Annotated in this window: 17 protein-coding genes; 13 read left to right on the forward strand and 4 right to left on the reverse strand. The window is 63.4% G+C overall.

Annotation, left to right across the window (positions count from 1 at the left end):
• Nucleotides 1–86 precede the first annotated feature (86 nt).
• The 5 genes from flgF (at nucleotide 87) to EPJ54_RS07020 (ending at nucleotide 3,396) form a co-directional block, all read left to right on the forward strand.
• Nucleotides 87–821, forward strand: coding sequence for a flagellar basal-body rod protein FlgF (flgF, locus tag EPJ54_RS07000; RefSeq protein WP_135210927.1), 735 nt, complete (start codon nucleotides 87–89; stop codon nucleotides 819–821).
• 15 nt (nucleotides 822–836) lie between these two features.
• A complete protein-coding gene (flgG, locus tag EPJ54_RS07005) occupies nucleotides 837–1,622 on the forward strand; it encodes a flagellar basal-body rod protein FlgG (protein WP_135210928.1) in 786 nt (261 codons plus the stop codon).
• 11 nt (nucleotides 1,623–1,633) lie between these two features.
• Nucleotides 1,634–2,164 carry a flagellar basal body P-ring formation chaperone FlgA gene (gene flgA, locus EPJ54_RS07010; RefSeq protein ID WP_135210929.1) on the forward strand — a complete coding sequence of 177 codons (531 nt, stop codon included), beginning with the start codon at nucleotides 1,634–1,636 and terminating at the stop codon, nucleotides 2,162–2,164.
• Between the two features lie 83 nt (nucleotides 2,165–2,247).
• Nucleotides 2,248–2,967 (forward strand): flagellar basal body L-ring protein FlgH, encoded by a 720-nt coding sequence (gene flgH / locus EPJ54_RS07015; protein ID WP_135211210.1) that lies wholly within the window; start codon nucleotides 2,248–2,250, stop codon nucleotides 2,965–2,967.
• A gap of 84 nt (nucleotides 2,968–3,051) precedes the next feature.
• Nucleotides 3,052–3,396, forward strand: coding sequence for a hypothetical protein (locus tag EPJ54_RS07020; RefSeq protein WP_135210930.1), 345 nt, complete (start codon nucleotides 3,052–3,054; stop codon nucleotides 3,394–3,396).
• Between the two features lie 4 nt (nucleotides 3,397–3,400).
• Here the strand turns inward: EPJ54_RS07020 and xseA are convergent, their stop codons facing one another.
• Nucleotides 3,401–4,837 carry an exodeoxyribonuclease VII large subunit gene (gene xseA, locus EPJ54_RS07025; RefSeq protein ID WP_239590787.1) on the reverse strand — a complete coding sequence of 479 codons (1,437 nt, stop codon included), beginning with the start codon at nucleotides 4,835–4,837 and terminating at the stop codon, nucleotides 3,401–3,403.
• A 73-nt stretch (nucleotides 4,838–4,910) separates the two neighbouring features.
• Between xseA and EPJ54_RS07030 the strand changes: the two genes are divergently transcribed.
• The 3 genes from EPJ54_RS07030 to EPJ54_RS07040 all read left to right on the forward strand — a co-directional run bounded on the left by EPJ54_RS07030 (nucleotide 4,911) and on the right by EPJ54_RS07040 (nucleotide 9,559).
• Entirely contained in the window at nucleotides 4,911–7,049 is a 2,139-nt protein-coding gene (locus tag EPJ54_RS07030) for a hypothetical protein (protein WP_135210931.1), read from the forward strand.
• Nucleotides 7,050–7,134: 85 nt separating this feature from the next.
• Nucleotides 7,135–9,003, forward strand: a complete 1,869-nt coding sequence (locus tag EPJ54_RS07035) for a M1 family metallopeptidase (protein ID WP_135210932.1) — start codon at nucleotides 7,135–7,137, stop codon at nucleotides 9,001–9,003.
• 148 nt (nucleotides 9,004–9,151) lie between these two features.
• Complete coding sequence (locus EPJ54_RS07040; RefSeq protein WP_135210933.1) at nucleotides 9,152–9,559, forward strand: globin; 408 nt, start codon at nucleotides 9,152–9,154, stop codon at nucleotides 9,557–9,559.
• Here EPJ54_RS07040 and EPJ54_RS07045 read toward each other — a convergent pair.
• Nucleotides 9,556–9,981, reverse strand: a complete 426-nt coding sequence (locus tag EPJ54_RS07045; protein ID WP_239590788.1) for a DUF1330 domain-containing protein — start codon at nucleotides 9,979–9,981, stop codon at nucleotides 9,556–9,558. The two genes, EPJ54_RS07040 and EPJ54_RS07045, sit on opposite strands and share 4 nt — an antisense overlap.
• 58 nt (nucleotides 9,982–10,039) lie before the next feature.
• On the opposite strand from EPJ54_RS07045, the gene purD reads away from it, so the two are divergent.
• Entirely contained in the window at nucleotides 10,040–11,317 is a 1,278-nt protein-coding gene (purD, locus tag EPJ54_RS07050; protein WP_135210935.1) for a phosphoribosylamine--glycine ligase, read from the forward strand.
• Here the strand turns inward: purD and EPJ54_RS07055 are convergent, their stop codons facing one another.
• The gene (locus EPJ54_RS07055; RefSeq protein WP_135210936.1) at nucleotides 11,318–11,728 is read right to left on the reverse strand and encodes a nuclear transport factor 2 family protein; all 411 of its coding nucleotides are present in this window, start codon (nucleotides 11,726–11,728) and stop codon (nucleotides 11,318–11,320) included.
• 147 nt (nucleotides 11,729–11,875) lie between these two features.
• Here EPJ54_RS07055 and EPJ54_RS07060 point away from each other — a divergent pair, with 147 nt between their 5' ends.
• From EPJ54_RS07060 to EPJ54_RS07075, 4 genes are all read left to right on the forward strand, one after another.
• Complete coding sequence (locus EPJ54_RS07060; protein WP_135210937.1) at nucleotides 11,876–12,952, forward strand: phosphotransferase family protein; 1,077 nt, start codon at nucleotides 11,876–11,878, stop codon at nucleotides 12,950–12,952.
• Nucleotides 12,949–13,383: a hypothetical protein gene (locus EPJ54_RS07065; protein ID WP_135210938.1), complete on the forward strand. Its 435-nt coding sequence runs from the start codon at nucleotides 12,949–12,951 to the stop codon at nucleotides 13,381–13,383. The genes EPJ54_RS07060 and EPJ54_RS07065 overlap by 4 nt, the downstream gene beginning before the upstream one ends.
• Nucleotides 13,384–13,510: 127 nt before the next feature.
• Complete coding sequence (locus EPJ54_RS07070) at nucleotides 13,511–14,815, forward strand: metal-dependent hydrolase family protein (protein ID WP_135210939.1); 1,305 nt, start codon at nucleotides 13,511–13,513, stop codon at nucleotides 14,813–14,815.
• A gap of 41 nt (nucleotides 14,816–14,856) precedes the next feature.
• The gene (locus EPJ54_RS07075) at nucleotides 14,857–15,786 is read left to right on the forward strand and encodes a CorA family divalent cation transporter (protein ID WP_135210940.1); all 930 of its coding nucleotides are present in this window, start codon (nucleotides 14,857–14,859) and stop codon (nucleotides 15,784–15,786) included.
• On the opposite strand, the gene purT is transcribed toward EPJ54_RS07075, so the two are convergent.
• Nucleotides 15,787–16,971 carry a formate-dependent phosphoribosylglycinamide formyltransferase gene (purT, locus tag EPJ54_RS07080; RefSeq protein WP_135210941.1) on the reverse strand — a complete coding sequence of 395 codons (1,185 nt, stop codon included), beginning with the start codon at nucleotides 16,969–16,971 and terminating at the stop codon, nucleotides 15,787–15,789.
• Nucleotide 16,972 lies beyond the last annotated feature (1 nt).

A 16,972-nucleotide genomic window follows, 5' to 3' on the forward strand; every position in this document is an offset into this window, starting at 1 on the left:
AAAAGGCGCCTGCTGTTCACCATACCGCACGAGCTCGATTAAATAAAATCAGTCACTTAGAGTCTGGCACGCCCTTTGCGTGGTTAATGGCGATGGATAACGCACTCATGCTCGGCCTGCAGACGCAACGTGTTCTGCAACGGCGGATGGATATCGCGGCGAACAATCTCGCCAACGTGGCCACCACGGGCTTCAAGGCCGATGGCATCTGGCTGCAAGAAGCCGACAGCACCAACGCACACGCAGAAGAAGCCCCCACCAACATTCGTTTCGTTCGCGACATGGGCCTTGTGCGCAACATGCAGCAAGGCCCGATCGCGATGACGGGCAATCCGCTCGATGTCGCCATTGAAGGCGAAGGCTTCTTCATGGTGCAAGGCCCGAATGGGCAAACGCTCTACACGCGCGATGGCGCGTTTTCGTTAGCCGGTGATGGACGCCTCGTGACCAGCGATGGTTACCCGGTCCTCAGCGGCGGGGGAGCGCCGATCGTTCTCGATCCGCAAGGCGAAACGCCTTCGATCGGGCGCGACGGCGCTATTCGTGTGGCCGGCGTCGAGGCCGGTCGCATTGGTGTGGCGAGTTTCGCCGCACCGGCCGCGCTCCAAAAGGTCGGGGACAACCTTTGGGACGCGGAAGGACAAAGAGCGGGTGAGTTTGAAGGCGTGGTCGTTCAAGGAGCTCTCGAAGGCTCCAACGTACGCCCCGTCGTTGAGCTCACCCGGCTCATTGAAATCTCGCGCGCTTACCAATCGGCGGCGAAAATTGTTTCGAACACCGATGATTTGCGTCAGCGCGCGATCCAACAACTCGGCCGATAAGGAAAGTCCCTAGACATGCGTGCACTCTCGATCGCCGCCAGCGGCATGCAGGCGCAGCAAACCAACGTCGACGTCATTTCGCACAACATCGCAAACATGAACACGACGGGCTACAAGCGCCAACGCGCCGAATTCCAGGACATGCTCTATCAAAACATAGAGCGTCCAGGTTCGACGTCGTCCGCCTCGGGCGCAATTTTGCCGATGGGCATTCAGCTCGGCGTCGGCGTGCAGACCGACGCAGTTGGCCGCATCACCAGCCAGGGCAGCATCACCGTCAGCGATAATCCTTATGACGTCGCCATTAGTGGGCGCGGCTACCTGCAAATCGCCCTGCCCTCTGGTCAAACCGGATACACGCGCGCAGGCAACCTCGCAGTAAATGGCGACGGCTCGATCGTGACATCTGACGGCTATCTGCTTGAGCCGTCGATCACAGTGCCGGCCGAAGCGACGGGCATTCAGATCACGCGTGACGGCGTCGTCGAAGTGACCATGCAAGGCCAAGTCGAGCCGCAGCAGATTGGCCAAATTGAAATCGCCACCTTCATCAACCCGCCGGGCCTCGAAGCCATCGGCGACAATCTCTTCTTGGAAACGCCCGCCTCCGGCGCCCCGAACACGTCAACGCCGGGCTCGCCAGGCTTTGGCACGATCATGCAAGGCTTCCTCGAACTCTCGAACGTCAACGCGGTTGAGGAAATTTCGTCGCTGATCGTGGCGCAACGCGCCTACGAGATGAACGCGCGCGTCATCACCGCCGCCGACGAAATGCTCCAATCGACGACGCAATTGCGCTGAGGAGGATCAACATGCTGCGCTGGTTCTGCCTTCTCGCTTGCCTCTACATGGTGTTCGCCTCCGTGGCGTTCGCCGAGCCCGTCACGCTGCGCACGCGCATCGAAGCGAGCGGCCCTGCTGTCACGATGGGCGACGTGTTCGAGGGCGCGCCAGCCGACGTCGCCGGTCGCGCCATCGCGCCGTCCCCGCCAGCGGGGCAAATCAGCACCATCAATATGCCCGTGCTGCAAGCGGCAGCATCCGCTGCTGGGCTACAGTTCACGCCGCCGGCGGGCGTCAACGCTGTGCAAGTTGTTCGCCCTGGCGGCTTGCGCGCGACCCTGCCGGCGGCGGGAGGCAATCGCACGATTGTCGACGCTGTCATTCGCCGCGGCGAAAGCGTGAACCTGGTTTATCAAGCGCCAGGCATGTCGCTGATGATGCGCGCACGCGCGCTCGAAGATGGCGCGATCGGCCAACCCATACGTCTGCAAAACACATCGTCCAATCGAACCATTGAAGCCGTGGTCACTGGCCCCGGCGCTGCGAGAGCCAATCCATGAGCCCTGAAAACTCCCTTCGCGCCCTCGCCCTTCTTGCGCTCGCGACCAGCACTGGCGCTTGCGCGAGCCTCGACACTGGGGCAATGGCGCAGGACGCCATCGCTGCACCCGGCGTGGCCTATGACGCCGCCCGCCGCGGTTTGGCGCCGCCGCAACTCGCGCCTGTTGGCACACCAGCCGCGCTCACGGGCGGTGCGCAACAGACGATGCCGTCGTATCCGGAGCCCGTGGCGTATGAACCCGCGCCGAATTCGCTCTGGCGTTCAGGTTCGCGCAGTTTCTTCAACGATCAGCGCGCCAATCGCATTGGCGACATTCTGACCGTCGAGATCGAGATCGACGACAGCGCCGAGCTTTCGAACACCTCGAACCGCTCACGCGAAGCCTCAAGCTCGGCGGGCATCTCGAACTTCTTCGGGCTTGAGCAAAGTGTCGGCGATCTCATCGGCGGCGCGTTCGACACCGAGAATTTGATCGGCGGCAACGCAGATTCCGAACATCGCGGCACTGGCGCGATCAATCGCGAAGAGAAGATCGAGCTCACGGTCGCGGCCGTGATCGTGGATCGTCTGCCCAACGGCAATCTCGTCATCGCGGGTCGCCAAGAGGTGCGCATCAATGGCGAACTGCGCGAACTCACCGTCAGCGGCATCATCCGCCCTGAAGATGTGACCAGCGACAACAAGATCAATCACACGCAGATCGCGGAAGCCCGCATCTCCTATGGCGGCCGCGGCTCGATCAGCGCCGTCCAACGCCCCAATTGGGGCCAACGCCTCGGCGACGCGATTACGCCGTGGTGATTTCACCGCAAAATATTACCTCTTAGGTAATGGCGTATCGCTCGATTAAGGTCAGCTTCAGGACACATTGTACTGGAGCTGATCGTGATCGCTTTTCGCGGCTTTCTCTTTATCTTCCTCGCGGCACTTCTCGCCTACACAGCGATCGTAATTGCCAATCACGGTTGGAATTTGCTGCCCGTCTTCTTCGGCGATATCGCCGCGATGAATTGGCCCGGCCAATTCATCCTCGATTTCATGGGCTTTCTCGCCCTCTCCGCGCTCTGGACAGCATGGCGTCACCACTTTTCACCAACAGGCCTCGCACTCGCCATCCTCGCCTTCTTCGGCGGCATGGGCTTCCTCGCGATCTATTTGCTCCTGGCAAGCCTGCGTGCACGTGGCGACGTGGCCGTGTTGTTGCTCGGTCCCGCGAGAGCTGCGCGCTGAAATCCTAGAACAACGACCCCTGATCGCCGCCGGGCTTGGCCTTCGCACGTGGTTTGCCCGCTTCAGCTGGCGGATCGATCACGGCTTTCTTCTGCTCGTCCGCAAACGTGAGCTGCACCACATCACCCGCGTTCAAATCCTTCGCCGCGCGCACCAGCGTGCCGTCGTCGCGTTGCACCATCACGAAGCCGCGCGCGAGAACGCTCTTGTGCGACAAGCTCTCCAGCATGCGTGCCGCTCCATCCAAATGCTTGCGATGCGTCACGAGTGACCGCGTCATCGCCGGCTGTAACCGCGCCGCAGCTTGCAGCAAACGCTCGCGCCGCCGTGTGATGTCTTGCGCCAATGCTTGCGGCCGCAGGCGGGCAGCAATGCGGTCCAGCTTCGATTGCGCCGCGCGCGTGTTCGTCACTAAGGCCGCATTCAGTCGCTCCGCCGCGCGATCATAACGCTGCTGCGGAATCTGAAAGAGCGTCTCCAGCCTCGGCAGCTTTGCCGACGCCGCGCGCAATTCCGTGCGTCGTTTCTCCAGCCCGCGCACCAGGCCGCCCTTCAGCCGGCCTTCCAACATCTCGACGCGCTCTACCAATTCCGCGCGGACCGGCACGGCTTTTTCCGCGGCCCCCGTCGGCGTGGGTGCGCGCAGATCCGACGCGAAATCGATCAACGTCGTGTCCGTCTCGTGGCCCACCGCGCTGATCAGCGGGATTACACTCTCCGCTGTGGCGCGCACCACGACCTCTTCATTGAACGCCCACAAATCCTCGATCGAGCCGCCGCCGCGCGCCACGATCAGCACGTCCGGCCGCATATCGCCCTGCAGCGCGTTGAAGCCCTTGATCGCACGCGCCACTTGTCCCGCCGCTTCCTGGCCCTGCACCAGCACCGGCCACACAATCACGCGGCACGGAAAGCGCTCGCGCAAGCGATGCAGAATGTCGCGGATCACCGCGCCGGTCGGCGATGTCACCACGCCGATCGTACGCGGCAAATACGGGATGCGTTTCTTGCGCTCCGCCGCGAACAGACCTTCCGCCGCGAGCTTCGCCTTCAGCTTCTCCAATTGCGCCAGCAACGCGCCGACGCCCGCGGGCGCCATGCGATCGGCAATGAGCTGATATTGCGACCGCCCCGGATAGGTGGAGAGCCGCCCTTCGGCGACCACCTCCAAGCCTTCCTCCGGCCTGAACGACAACGCCTGCACATTCGCCTTCCACATCACCGTGGAGATGCTGGCGTTCTCATCCTTCAGGTCGACGTACAAATGCCCCGACTTGGCGATCAACACGCGGCCCAATTCGCCGCGCACGCGTACGCGATCGAAATTGGTCTCCATCGTGCGCTTTACCGCCTGGGCCAATTCGCTGACCGAAACCTCGGGCAGATTGCTGCCCGCTTGGGCTGCTTGGGTGGGGGCGGCGGCGTCTGACATCAGTTTCATATAAGGCGACTCGCGCCCGCTTGCGGAGTTTGCTTAAATTCGTCCCTGGCTGGGGGGCCGGGGGATCATGGGCATGGCGTTCGACGCGAACGATCTGTCGCCACACGAACATTTCGTCGTGGAACGCACCATTGCGGGCGAGACCGCCGATTTTACGCCCATGGCCGGCCCTGGCGGGGCCAAACCCATTATTCGCGCCGGCTTCCTGCGCAAGCTCATGCTGGGCGTCGATCCAAGCTGGGTGATTCGCACGCCTGGCGTGCGTTTGAAAGGCGCACGCATTGAAGGCGTGCTCGACCTTACTGATTGTTCAGGCGTGGGCGCCGCGGGCCTGCCCGCGCTCGCACTTGTGGATTGCGAGATCCCCGAAATCATCGACCTCAGCCATTCGCGGCTCGCGCGCTTCTCGCTGCTGAACAGTCGGCTGACCCGCCTCGTCGCGGTGGAAACTCAAATCGACGGCGAACTCGATATGTGCGGCGTCGCCCCGCTCGGCGCGCCCGGTCAAGAAACACTCACGGTAAAACTGCGCGGCGCACGCATCGACGGCGATCTCGCCGCGCGCGACGCAAAATTCGCCCGCGCCACCGACAGCACTGAAGACGCGCTCATGCTGCAGGGCATCGAGGTCGCCGGCACGGTGTTCTTCGACGGCAGCTTCGAAGCGTTTGGATGCATCTGGCTTCAACAAGCGCGTCTGATGGGCGGCCTCTCTTGCGAGGGCGGCCAAATGCTGAACCGCTCCGAAACAGGCGAAGCGGCGGCATTCACGGCCGACGGCGCCGAGATTAGCACGGTGTTGATGCGCAACGGATTCAAGGCCGAGGGCGAAGTGCGCTTTGTCGGCGCGCGCGTCGCACAGGTGTTCGAGTTTACAGACGCGTCGCTGCGCAATGAGTTTGGCGTGGCCCTCAACCTCGCCAGCGCGGCATCAGGCGGCCAGGTCGGGCTGGTGAACGCCAAAATCTCGGGTCAAGTGTTTCTTTCCAATGCTGAGATCGGTCGTAACTTCGACGTGCGCGGCGCCGAGATCAATCATCGCCTCACGCCGCGCGGCGATACGTTCGGCCGCGCCATCGAAGCCGCAAGCGTCAGCGTCGGCGGCGCCGTATTGCTGCAGGGCGCCAACATCAAGGGCGAAATCTTCCTCGCTGACGCCCGTATCAACGGCTACCTCGCCTTCGGCGGCGGCCGCTTCATCAATGGCGGCGGCTGGGCCATTCGCGCGCCGAACGCCCGCGTCGGCGGCAATCTCACGCTGAAGATCGACGAAAACGGCTATGCGCCGCATGGGCAAAAGACGGTCGTCGAAGGCGGCTTAAAACTCGATCGCGCCCGCATCGACGGCGCGCTGTCGTGGCTCAACCTCGAACTGCGCGGCCCAGGTCCCGACAACATGAAGGGCGCCTTTTTCTCATTCGCTGATGCGCAAATCTCCGGCCCGATCCAGGCCAAGACCCTCGTCACGCAGCAAGACGCCCGCATCGATGCGTCGGGCGCGACATGCTCAGCACTCGACGACGACGTGAAAACCGGTTGGGGCGCGGAAACCTCAACGCTCACGCTCGACGGCTTCGCTTATCAGCGCATCGACAGCGCCAACGAAAACTGGCGCGCGCGCCTCGCTTGGCTACGTCGCTCCAAGCGCGACGGCGACCGCTTCTCGCCGCAACCTTTCACGCACGCCGCTAACGTCTATGCCCGCACGGGCCGCCGCGACGACGCGCGGCGCATCCTGCTGGCGCAACACGATCAGCGCACGCTTTCAGCCTCGGCCGGCCCCTTCACTTGGGCGCTCTCGTCACTCTTCGGCGTGATCGCAGGGTACGGCTTGGCGCCGATCCGCGTCGTGCGCGCGCTTGTGCTCTTTCTCGCCATCGGCGTCGCCGGCGTGTTCGCGATGAATGCGCAAGGCGCGCTCGTCACGCCGCAAGGCCGCGCCTGCAACGGCGCGATCGAGCCTGCGCTCTACGCCATCGATGTAGCGCTCCCGGTGATCGATCTCGGCCAGGAAAGCCGCTGCGCTCCCGGCCGCACCGCGCGCGCCGAATTGCCGCAAGGCATGGCGGTGTCTGAGACCAGCGATTGGCGCCTGTTCGAAGGTGTGGCCCTCTGGCGCTGGGCGCATGCGCTTTACGCCATGCTGGGCGCGATCCTGACGGCGCTGGCGGTGGTGACCTTTTCCGGCATCATGAAGCCGAAGGACGATTAAGGGCCGGTTTTACCCCATTCGCAGACAAGCTCTTGCACCCCAAACGCGCACCCGCTCTTTAGCGGCAAACCTTTGGGGGACATTCATGCTTCGTCGCACGCTTTTGGCGTCCGCTCTCGCCATTCCGGCACTCTCGGCCTGCGCTACCGCCACCGGCGGCGCACGCGATCCGCTGGCGCCGCTGCCACTAGACACAAGCTCGCACGCGCGCCCTGAGATTGCGCGCGTCACGCACGTCTCGCTCGATCTGACGGCGGACTTCGAACGCAAAGTGATGCGCGGCAAAGCCACGCTCTCGATTGCCGCGCGCGATGATGCGCAAGAGATCGTGCTCGACAGTCTGAATCTCGTCATCCACCGCGTCCGCGCTGGCGGCGCTGAGACAACATTTACGCTCGGCGAAAGCCGCCCTTCGCTTGGCGCACCGCTCACCATCGCGCTCAACGGCGCGCGCACGATCGAGATCGAGTACGAAAGCGGTCCCGACGCCGCCTCGCTGCAATGGCTGACGCCCGCGCAAACCGCGAGCAACAAGCAATTCCTTTTCAGCCAAGGCCAATCGATCCTCAACCGCACCTGGATTCCAACACAAGACAGCCCCGGCATTCGCCAAACCTACGACGCACGCATTGTTGCGCCCGAAGGTCTGAAAGTGGTGATGAGCGCGGAAATGCTGACGCCGGATGGCGAGCCCGCCGGCGTCGGCCAGCGCGCCTTCCGCTTCCGCATGCCGCAACCGATCCCGCCCTATCTCATCGCCATCGGCATCGGCGATCTCGTGCACCGCGCCACCGGCCCGCGCACCGGCGTGTACGCTGAGCCGTCCGTAGTTGAGCGCGGCGCGGACGAATGCGCCGACATGGAACGCATGATGGACGTGGCCGAAGCGCTCTACGGCCCCTATCGCTGGGGCCGTTACGACGTGCTGATCCTGCCGCCATCCTTCCCCTATGGCGGCATGGAAAACCCGCGCCTCACCTTCCTCACGCCCACCTTCCTCGCCGGCGATCGCAGCCTCGTGTCGCTCGTCGCGCACGAACTCGCGCACTCATGGTCCGGCAATCTCGTCACCAACGCCGTCTGGGCGGATGGCTGGCTCAACGAGGGCTTCACGTCCTACATCGAAGGCCGCATCGGCGAAGCTCTGTTCGGCGAAGAGAATGCGCGCATGGCCGAAGCCTTGGCCTGGAGCGACATCCAAACCGCGCTCACGACTGTTTCGCCCGCAGGCCAACGCCTGCATTGGACCGGCGAAGTCGACGCCAACGACAATTCCAGCGCCATCACCTATGATAAAGGCGCGCTCTTCCTGCGCACGGTGGAACGCATTGTCGGCCGCACGCATCTCGACACGTATCTGCGCTCCTATTTCGATCGCTACGCCTTCCAGCCGATGACGACGCAGCAATTCCTCGCCGATTTCCGACAGCACGTTGTCCGCAACGACGTCGCGCTCGAAGCGCAATTGCTGCTCGACCAATGGGCCTACGAACCGGGCATTCCATCAAACGCGCAAGCGCCCGTCGCTGACGGCTTCAACGCAATCCCTGGCTATATCGAAGCCTTCGTCGCCGGCGGCCCGCCAGCGGCCGCGCCGTGGGAGCATTGGAACACGATGCAGCGCCAGCGTTATCTGCAAACGATGCCGCGCGAATTGCCAGCGGAGCGCTTGCGCGAGCTTGAGCGCGCATTCGCGCTCGACACGATCGGCAATATGGAAGTGCGCTTCGATTGGCTCGCGCTCGCGATTAACAACTCGTACGAGCCGTCATCCGACGCCATCGAGCGTTTCCTCAGCGAACAAGGACGCGGCAAATTCATTCGTCCGCTCTATCGCGCTTTGATGCAGCGCGGCGCCTGGGGTCAATCGCTCGCGCGCCGCACCTACGCCCACGCCCGCGCCGGCTATCATCCGATCGTCGCCGCGGCGGTGGATCGCATTCTCGCGGTATAAGCCACCAAGCCCCCCTCCCCGCGAGGGGAGAGGGCAGGGTGAGGGATAGCTCCGTCAAAGAATACCAAAGCTCACCTCATCCACACTTGAAACAGCAGCGCCCCACGCTCACCCTGCCCTCTCCCTCCCAAAGGAGGGAGAGGGTGCGATGAACGACACGAACGCTTCACTCATCACGCAAAGCCTAGAGATCGCCTCCGAGCGCGGCGGTGATCTCACGTCTGCGGTGTATGCGCGGCTTTTTCAAGAACGACCCGACCTCGAACCGCTTTTCGTTATGGATACGAACGGCGCGGTGCGCGGCGAAATGCTTTCGCGCGTGTTCGACGCCATTCTCGATTTCATCGGCCCGTGCGCCTACGCGCACAATCTGATCCACGCCGAAGCCACCACGCACGACGGCTACAACGTCCCACGCGAAACCTTCACCCTCTTCTTCACTACAGTCGCCGACACCATCAAGGAGGCGTGCGGCGACGCTTGGGGCGTAGATACGGAACACGCTTGGTCACGCCTGCTCGAAGAGATTGATCTCTACATCAAAGCAAACGCCTAGAGCGCGTCGCCAAATCCTTTGCCGCCTTGTAACGGCTTCAATCTGATCAATCGGCTCTCAGCTACCGCGGCGGTGCGATGTTTGACTGCTTCCCGATAATCGGGATCGCGGACCATCGCGGCGAACGCGGCAGGGTTCGGATACTCGGCGATGAACACCAAATCCCAACGCTCGTCTTCCGGCCCGATGAGCACGCAATCGAAACGCCCAATCCAGTGTTGGCGTCCGCCGAGGCGCTCGAACACAGGCCCGCTTTCGCGGGCATAGGCCTTATAAGCCGCCGCGCCCGTCGCCTCGCGCCCGTCCTCGTAAGCGGCGTGTTCGCGCAAACGCACCAGATTGAGCATGTGGATCGGCCCCTCGTCCGGCAGCGCCTGAAAAGCGGCGAACTGCTCTTTGGTTGGGTTGATCAGGTCGCTCACGCACGCTCCTCCGGCCGTTTGGCTTGACCATACGCGTGCTCCGCCGCAATCCAAGTCCATGAAGATTCTGATCGTTGGTTCCGGCGGGCGCGAGCACGCCCTGGGCTGGAAGCTCGCCCAAAGCCCGCTCGCGCCGGAGATCATTTCCACGCCTGGTAACCCCGGCCTTGCAGCCCTTGGGCGCACCTTTGCGCTCAAGGTCGAGCAAGCCGCTGAAATCGCCGCACTGGCCGCGCGCGAGCAAGTCGACCTCGTCGTCATCGGCCCCGAATCCGCCGCCGCCGCGGGTCTCGCGGATCATTTGAAAACGCTCGGCGTGCCGTGCTTCGGCCCGAGCAAAGCCGCGGCCGAACTCGAAGCCTCCAAAGCTTTCATGAAGGAATTCTGCGTGCGCCACGGCGTGCCAACCGCAGAATACAAAGTCTTCGACGACGCCATTCACGCCAAAGCCTATCTGGGCGGCCGCGAACCGCCATTCGTCATCAAGGCCGACGGCCTCGCCGCCGGCAAAGGCGTCGTCATCGCTGAAACCCGCGCCGCCGCCGATGAAGCGATCAACGAAATCCTCTTCCTGCGCAAATTCGGCGCCGCCGGACAGCGTATCGTCATCGAAGATTTCCTGCCCGGCGAAGAAGCCAGCTTCTTTGCGCTCTGCGACGGTGAAACCGCGATCCCGCTCATTGCCGCGCAAGATCACAAGCGCGCCTACGACGGCGACAAAGGCCCCAACACTGGCGGTATGGGCGCATACTCGCCAGCGCCGATCTTCACCGACACCGTGCGCGATCAAACCATGGAGCAGATCATCCTGCCCACCTTGCGCGGGATGAAGGCCGAAGGCCGGCCCTTCGTCGGCGTGCTTTTCGCGGGCCTCATGATCAGCGCCGACGGCCCGAAACTCATCGAGTTCAACGTCCGCTTCGGCGATCCCGAATGCCAAACCTTGATGCGCCGCATGAAGAGCGATCTGGCGCCCATCCTGCTCGCCGCAGCCAAAGGCGAACTCGCGCAAGCGCCCGCAATCGAATGGGATGCGCGCCCCGCCGTGACGGTCGTGTACGCCGCGCAAGGCTATCCGGACGAGCCGCTCACCGGCTCCGTCATTCGCGGCGTTGAACGGGCTGACGCGGTTGAGAATGTCGTCGTCTTCCACGCCGGCACGCGCACGGATGATACCGGCCTACTCCGCGCCGCGGGCGGCCGCGTGCTCAATGTCACCGCCATTGGCGACACGCTGCAAGCAGCGGTCAACAGCGCTTATGCCGGCGTACAAGTCATCGATTGGCCCGGCGGCTTCTGCCGCCGCGACATCGCCTGGCGCGCACTGGCGACCTGATTAGTCGGAATACTTTTCTCGCTGCGGCTTCAGCTCTTCGTGCTCGTCGTATTCGAGATACGACGCCGTGCATTGCGTGAATTTCCCGTTTTTCATCGTGTACGCAAACATCGCAACATCGATGAATTCTGGCGCCGTGTCTGCCGGACTGGCCGGATCGAAGCCGCGCCAATTCACCCGCACCACGACCGAATCCTTGTCTTCATGCGAGTCGGTAATCTCGAACGACCATTGCCGATAGATCGAGAACAAGGTCGCGCACCAGCGCCGCAACATCGCTGGGCCTGCGCCAAACACGGGCGGCAGAAACTCATACCGGAACGTGTCGCTCACTTGGTCGTCGAAATCGTCCACCCGATTTGAGACCACACTCTCAAAGTGCGCCTGCGCCAGCTTCACCCCTGGTGTCATGCGAACGCCTCCCCATCGCCCCTCCGCGAGAGGCGACTTTCTTGGCCCAGAGCCTTCCCCGATCCGGCGTAATGTTCAAGCTTGCCCTTGCGGCGGACCGTTGCGCCAGAGCCTGTCGCTGCTAACAAAGGCCTACGGGAGGTAGCGATGGCCGAAGAACTAAGACCGGAAGACGCATTTTCCGGCGTCAAACCGGTTGAGGAACGTCACCAGCTCGATCAAGCCAAGCTCAGCGCATGGTTGGAGGCGAACGTCGAAGGCTTCGCCGGCCCGCTGAGCTTGAACCAATTCAAGGGAGGGCAATCGAACCCGACCTATCAATTGGTCACGCCGGGAAAAAAATACGTCCTGCGCAAAAAGCCGGGCGGCAAGCTTCTGCCCTCCGCGCATGCGGTTGATCGCGAGTATCGCGTCATCTCCGCGCTCTACCCCACAGGCTTCCCGGTCGCGCGCCCGTATGCGCTCTGCACCGACGACAGCATCGTCGGCGCCATCTTCTACGTCATGGAAATGGTTGAAGGCCGCATCCTCTGGAACGGCCGCCTGCCGGATTGCACGAACGCAGAACGTCGCGCCATCTACGAACACAAGATCTCAACACTCGCCAAATTGCACACCACCGATGTCGACAAAGTCGGCCTCAGCGACTTCGGCAAACCCGGAAATTACTTCGCGCGCCAGATCGATCGCTGGTCGAAGCAATATAAATTGAGCGAGACCGAGACGATTCCGAAAATGAATCGTCTGATCGAATGGCTGCCGCAAACCATTCCGCCGGGCGAACGCGTCTCGATCGTCCACGGCGATTATCGCCTCGACAACATGGTGCTGCACGCCACGGAGCCGCGCGTCATCGCTGTGCTCGATTGGGAACTCTCCACGCTGGGCGATCCACTCGGCGACTTCACCTATTATCTGATGAATTGGGTGATGCCGAGCGACGGCCGGGCCGGCCTCGGCGGCATCGATGTGGCGCCGCTCGGCATCCCGACTGTCGAAGAGGTCGTGAAGCTCTATTGTGAGCAAACGGGTCGCAGCGGCATCGACCAACTCGATTGGTATTTCGCCTACAACGCTTTCCGCCTCGCCTGCATTCTGCAAGGCATCGCGGGGCGCGTGCGTGACGGCACGGCCGCCAGCGCGCACGCGAACGAAATGATCAAGCGCATCGGACCTCTCTCTGACGCGGCCTATATGTACGCCGAGCGCGCGGGCCTGAAATGAACGAACGTCAGCGCGATCTTTTCCTTTGGGTTTGGTCACAACGCCGCAAACCGGGGCAAACCGCCATCGGCATTCGCGGCGCTTTGATCGGGGCAGCCGGCGGCGTGCTCTTCACGCTGCTGATGTCGCCCGGCGCACCATCGAGCGTGCCAACCTACGACACCGGCGGTCAGCTCCTCGGCGCCTTGTCCGAGCACCTCCGAATGCTGGTGCTCGCAGTCCCTGCTTTCGCCGGCATCGCCTGGTTTCTCGCCAATCGGGTCTATGCCTCGCAAGAAGCGATGTACCAGGCCATCCTGCAATCAGGCGCACAGGTGCCGACGCAGAAGCCCGAAATGCAGATGTCCGACCGCGGCCCAGCCATCGCCGTCGGCATCGCCGCCGCCATCATCGCCATCTTCATCATCGTGCTCTTCGTGATGTATTGGTAGCTCCGTCATCCCGGACGCGCGAAGCGCGATCCGGGCCCCAGGGCCCACGCACATCCGCTCGGTGCGTGCAGTTGACGAAGCGCATTGTCCAACCGATCAACGCATCAATATTTCTTTGGGGGATCGCATGTTGCAACGAGGAAAATTCCTTGCCGGCGCGCTGGCCGCACTGGCGCTCGTCACCGGCTCAAGCTTTGCGCAAACCACGCCGCAAGCCGCCACCGTGATCCACGCCGGACGCCTGCTCGCCGACCCGAGCACCGGCCGCGTCGCCACAGAACAATCCATCCTCGTCAATGCTGAAGGCCGCATCATCGGCGTTGAAGCCGGTTATGTGACGCCCGCAGGCGCGACCGTGATCGATCAGCGCAATCGCTTCGTGCTGCCTGGCCTCATCGACAGCCACGTCCACCTCACCAGCGAACTCAGCGCCAACCAACTGATCGAGGAAGTCACGCTCACGCCCGCCGATGGCGCGCTCCGCGGCGCCGAGAATGCGCGAAAGAACCTGCTCGCCGGCTTCACTACCGTCGCCGATCTCGGCGCCAACAACGATTCCATCTTCGCGCTGCGTCGCGCCATCCGCGAGAACCGCGTACCCGGCCCGCGCATCATCGCCTCCGGCGCCTCAATCACGCCGCATGGCGGCCACGGCGATTCCAACGGCTTTGCGCCCGACATCAACGCCGTCCTCGCAAACCCCAACGCCTGCTCCGGCGCTGACGAATGCCGCCGCGCCACGCGCCGCCAAATCCAAGCTGGCGCCGACGTCATCAAGATCACCGCCACAGGCGGCGTGCTCTCCAACACGGCAGCCGGCGTTGGCCAGCAATTCAGCGACGAAGAATTTGCGGCCATCGTCGAAGCGGCGCACTCGATGGGCCGCCGCGTCACTGCGCACGCGCATGGCGTCGAGGGCATCAACGCGGCGCTTCGCGCTGGTGTCGATTCCATCGAACATGGCAGCTACATCAACGCAGAATCCGCGCGATTGCTGCGCAATCGCTATCAGGTGCCGACGCTGCTCGCCGGCTGGTGGGTCGGTCAATTGGCCGAACGCGGCGGCACGCTCACGCCGGCACAGACCGATAAAGCCCGACAAGTCAGCCGCGATATGGCCAATATGGGCCGCTTCGCGCGCCAGAATAATATTCGCATCGCCTTTGGCACGGATACCGGCGTCTCGCCGCACGGCATGAATGCGCGCGAATTCCAGCTCATGGTCGAAGCCGGCTTCTCGCCGCTGCAAACCATCCAAGCCGCAACGATCAACGCCGCCGATCACCTCCAACTCAGCAACGAAACCGGCCGCATTGTCCCCGGCCTCGCCGCCGACATCATCGCCGTCGATGGCGACCCGCTGGCCGATGTGAGCACGCTGATGAACGTCCGCTTCGTCATGGCGCGCGGCAGGACGCACAAGAGCGAATGATCGAGGTGGAGCGTTGCCGCGAATAGCGCTAACGCTTCCCCATGCTCCGCGTTATCGCCCGCGGCGGCGCGGAGGTCGCTTGCGAGGCTCCCGCCGCCCTCTGGTACGACCTTGAATCACCCACGGACGCCGAAGAGGCCGACGTCGAAGAGACGCTTGGCATCGACGTGCCGACGCCCGCCGAGCGCGCCGCGTTCGAAGAATCCGCGCGCTATTACGAAGAGGGCGACGCGCTCCACCTCACAGCGACGCTGCTGGGCCGCCGCGACGACGGGCCGTTTGTCTCCGGCGCCGTCACCTTCATTCTGGCCAAGGGTAAGCTCGTCACCGTCCGCCAGGTGCGCCCGCGCGCGTTCGATATCGGCCAAGGCCGCGCCTCAGCGCGTCTGGAATCTGCACAAACCGGGGCAGACGTCCTGCTCGCACTCGTCGAAGGCGCCGCCGAGCGCTTGGCCGACCTGCTCGCCGAAGCCACCCGCGATCTCAACAAGCTCTCGACGCAAGTCTTCAGCGAGAACGAACCGCCGGACCTGCGCACAGCGCTGCGGGAGCTCGGCAAGATCGGCGCGCTCGCCTCGCTTGCACACGATTCACTCTCAAGCCTACAGCGCCTGCTCGTCTATGCGCGCGCCAGCAAGGGCAAATACGATCTGAAAGACCAGCGCCTCTCCGCACTCGCGCGCGACGTTGGCGAACTCGAACGCATTGCTGAAGCGATGCAACCGCGCCTCTCGTATCTGCAGGACGCGATGCTGGGCCTCATCAACGCGACGCAAACCAACGTGCTGAAGGCGCTCTCGCTCGCCACCATCGCGTTCGTGCCGCCCACACTCATCGCGTCGATCTTCGGCATGAATTTCGAGGCCATGACCTGGTTTCGCCATGACTGGGGCCCGTGGGTCGGCTTCGCCCTCATGCTCGCCGCCCCCGCCGCCCTCTTCGGCATCGCCAAATGGCGGCGCTGGTTCTGATCAGGTCGCGACGGGCTTCACCGCGGACGCCGATTGCTTCGCGCGCGCACGAGCTTCATCCGTATTCGCGCCGCGCGCCAACGCCACGCCCATGCGCCGCTTCTTGAAGCTTTCGGGTTTGCCGAACAGACGCACTTCGCTCTCCGGCACGGCAAGCGCCTCGGCCACGCCCTCAAACGCAACGCCCTTGGCTTCCATGCCGCCATAGATCACGGCGCTCGCGCCTGGCGCACGCAGCGATGTATCGACGGGCAGACCCAGGATCGCGCGCGCATGCAGCGCGAATTCGCTTTGCACTTGGCTCACCAAAGTCACCAGCCCCGTATCGTGCGGGCGCGGGCTGACTTCGGAGAACCAGACTTCGTCGCCCTTCACGAAGAGTTCGACGCCGAAGATGCCGTGGCCGCCCAGCGCCTCTGTCACCTTGCCGGCAATCTCGCGCGAGCGTTCAAGCGCCAGCGCGCTCATCGCTTGCGGCTGCCAGCTCTCGACATAATCGCCATCGACCTGCACGTGCCCGATCGGTTCACAGAAATGCGTGCCGGATGCTGCGCGCACCGTCAGCAACGTGATCTCGAAATCGAAATGCACTTGGCCTTCGATGATCACGCGCGGCTGCTTTACCCTTCCTGCGCTCATTGCATATTCCCACGCCGGCGCGACTTCGGCTTGCGCCTTCAAGCGACTCTGCCCTTTGCCCGACGACGACATCACCGGCTTCACAAAGCACGGGAAGCGAATTTTATCGACCGCCGCCTGCATCTCTTCGAGCGAGGACGCGAACGCATAGGGCGACGTCGGCAAGCCGAGCTCTTCGGCCGCCAGCACGCGAATACGCTCACGATTCATCGTGACGTGCGCGGCGTTCGCCGTCGGGATCACGCGCGCCAGGCCGTCAGCCTCGATGCGCACCAACTCGTCCGTCGCGATCGCCTCGATCTCCGGTACGATCAAATGCGGCCGCTCTTGTTCGACCAACGCGCGCAGCGCTTTGCCATCGGTCATGTCGATCACATGCGCGCGATGCGCCACCTGCTGACCCGGCGCGTCCGCGTAGCGATCGACCACGATCACCTCAACGCCAAACCGCTGCAGCTCAATCACGACTTCTTTGCCCAGCTCGCCGCCACCGAGGAACATGACGCGAAGCGCGGAAGGAGAAAGCGGCGTACCGATGCGGGTCATT

This window comes from Vitreimonas flagellata (assembly GCF_004634425.1).
In the GTDB taxonomy this organism is placed as follows: Bacteria; Pseudomonadota; Alphaproteobacteria; order Caulobacterales; family Aquidulcibacteraceae; genus Vitreimonas; species Vitreimonas flagellata.

Bases quoted from the DNA above. Each gene is read 5' to 3' on its own strand.
- flgF (WP_135210927.1), top strand. From the start codon at position 87: ATGGCGATGGATAACGCACTCATGCTCGGCCTGCAGACGCAACGTGTT.
- flgG (WP_135210928.1), top strand. From the start codon at position 837: ATGCGTGCACTCTCGATCGCCGCCAGCGGCATGCAGGCGCAGCAAACC.
- flgA (WP_135210929.1), top strand. From the start codon at position 1,634: ATGCTGCGCTGGTTCTGCCTTCTCGCTTGCCTCTACATGGTGTTCGCC.
- flgH (WP_135211210.1), top strand. From the start codon at position 2,248: ATGGCGCAGGACGCCATCGCTGCACCCGGCGTGGCCTATGACGCCGCC.
- xseA (WP_239590787.1), bottom strand. From the start codon at position 4,837: ATGAAACTGATGTCAGACGCCGCCGCCCCCACCCAAGCAGCCCAAGCG.
- EPJ54_RS07030 (WP_135210931.1), top strand. From the start codon at position 4,911: ATGGCGTTCGACGCGAACGATCTGTCGCCACACGAACATTTCGTCGTG.
- EPJ54_RS07035 (WP_135210932.1), top strand. From the start codon at position 7,135: ATGCTTCGTCGCACGCTTTTGGCGTCCGCTCTCGCCATTCCGGCACTC.
- EPJ54_RS07040 (WP_135210933.1), top strand. From the start codon at position 9,152: ATGAACGACACGAACGCTTCACTCATCACGCAAAGCCTAGAGATCGCC.
- purD (WP_135210935.1), top strand. From the start codon at position 10,040: ATGAAGATTCTGATCGTTGGTTCCGGCGGGCGCGAGCACGCCCTGGGC.
- EPJ54_RS07055 (WP_135210936.1), bottom strand. From the start codon at position 11,728: ATGACACCAGGGGTGAAGCTGGCGCAGGCGCACTTTGAGAGTGTGGTC.
- EPJ54_RS07060 (WP_135210937.1), top strand. From the start codon at position 11,876: ATGGCCGAAGAACTAAGACCGGAAGACGCATTTTCCGGCGTCAAACCG.
- EPJ54_RS07065 (WP_135210938.1), top strand. From the start codon at position 12,949: ATGAACGAACGTCAGCGCGATCTTTTCCTTTGGGTTTGGTCACAACGC.
- EPJ54_RS07070 (WP_135210939.1), top strand. From the start codon at position 13,511: ATGTTGCAACGAGGAAAATTCCTTGCCGGCGCGCTGGCCGCACTGGCG.
- EPJ54_RS07075 (WP_135210940.1), top strand. From the start codon at position 14,857: ATGCTCCGCGTTATCGCCCGCGGCGGCGCGGAGGTCGCTTGCGAGGCT.
- purT (WP_135210941.1), bottom strand. From the start codon at position 16,971: ATGACCCGCATCGGTACGCCGCTTTCTCCTTCCGCGCTTCGCGTCATG.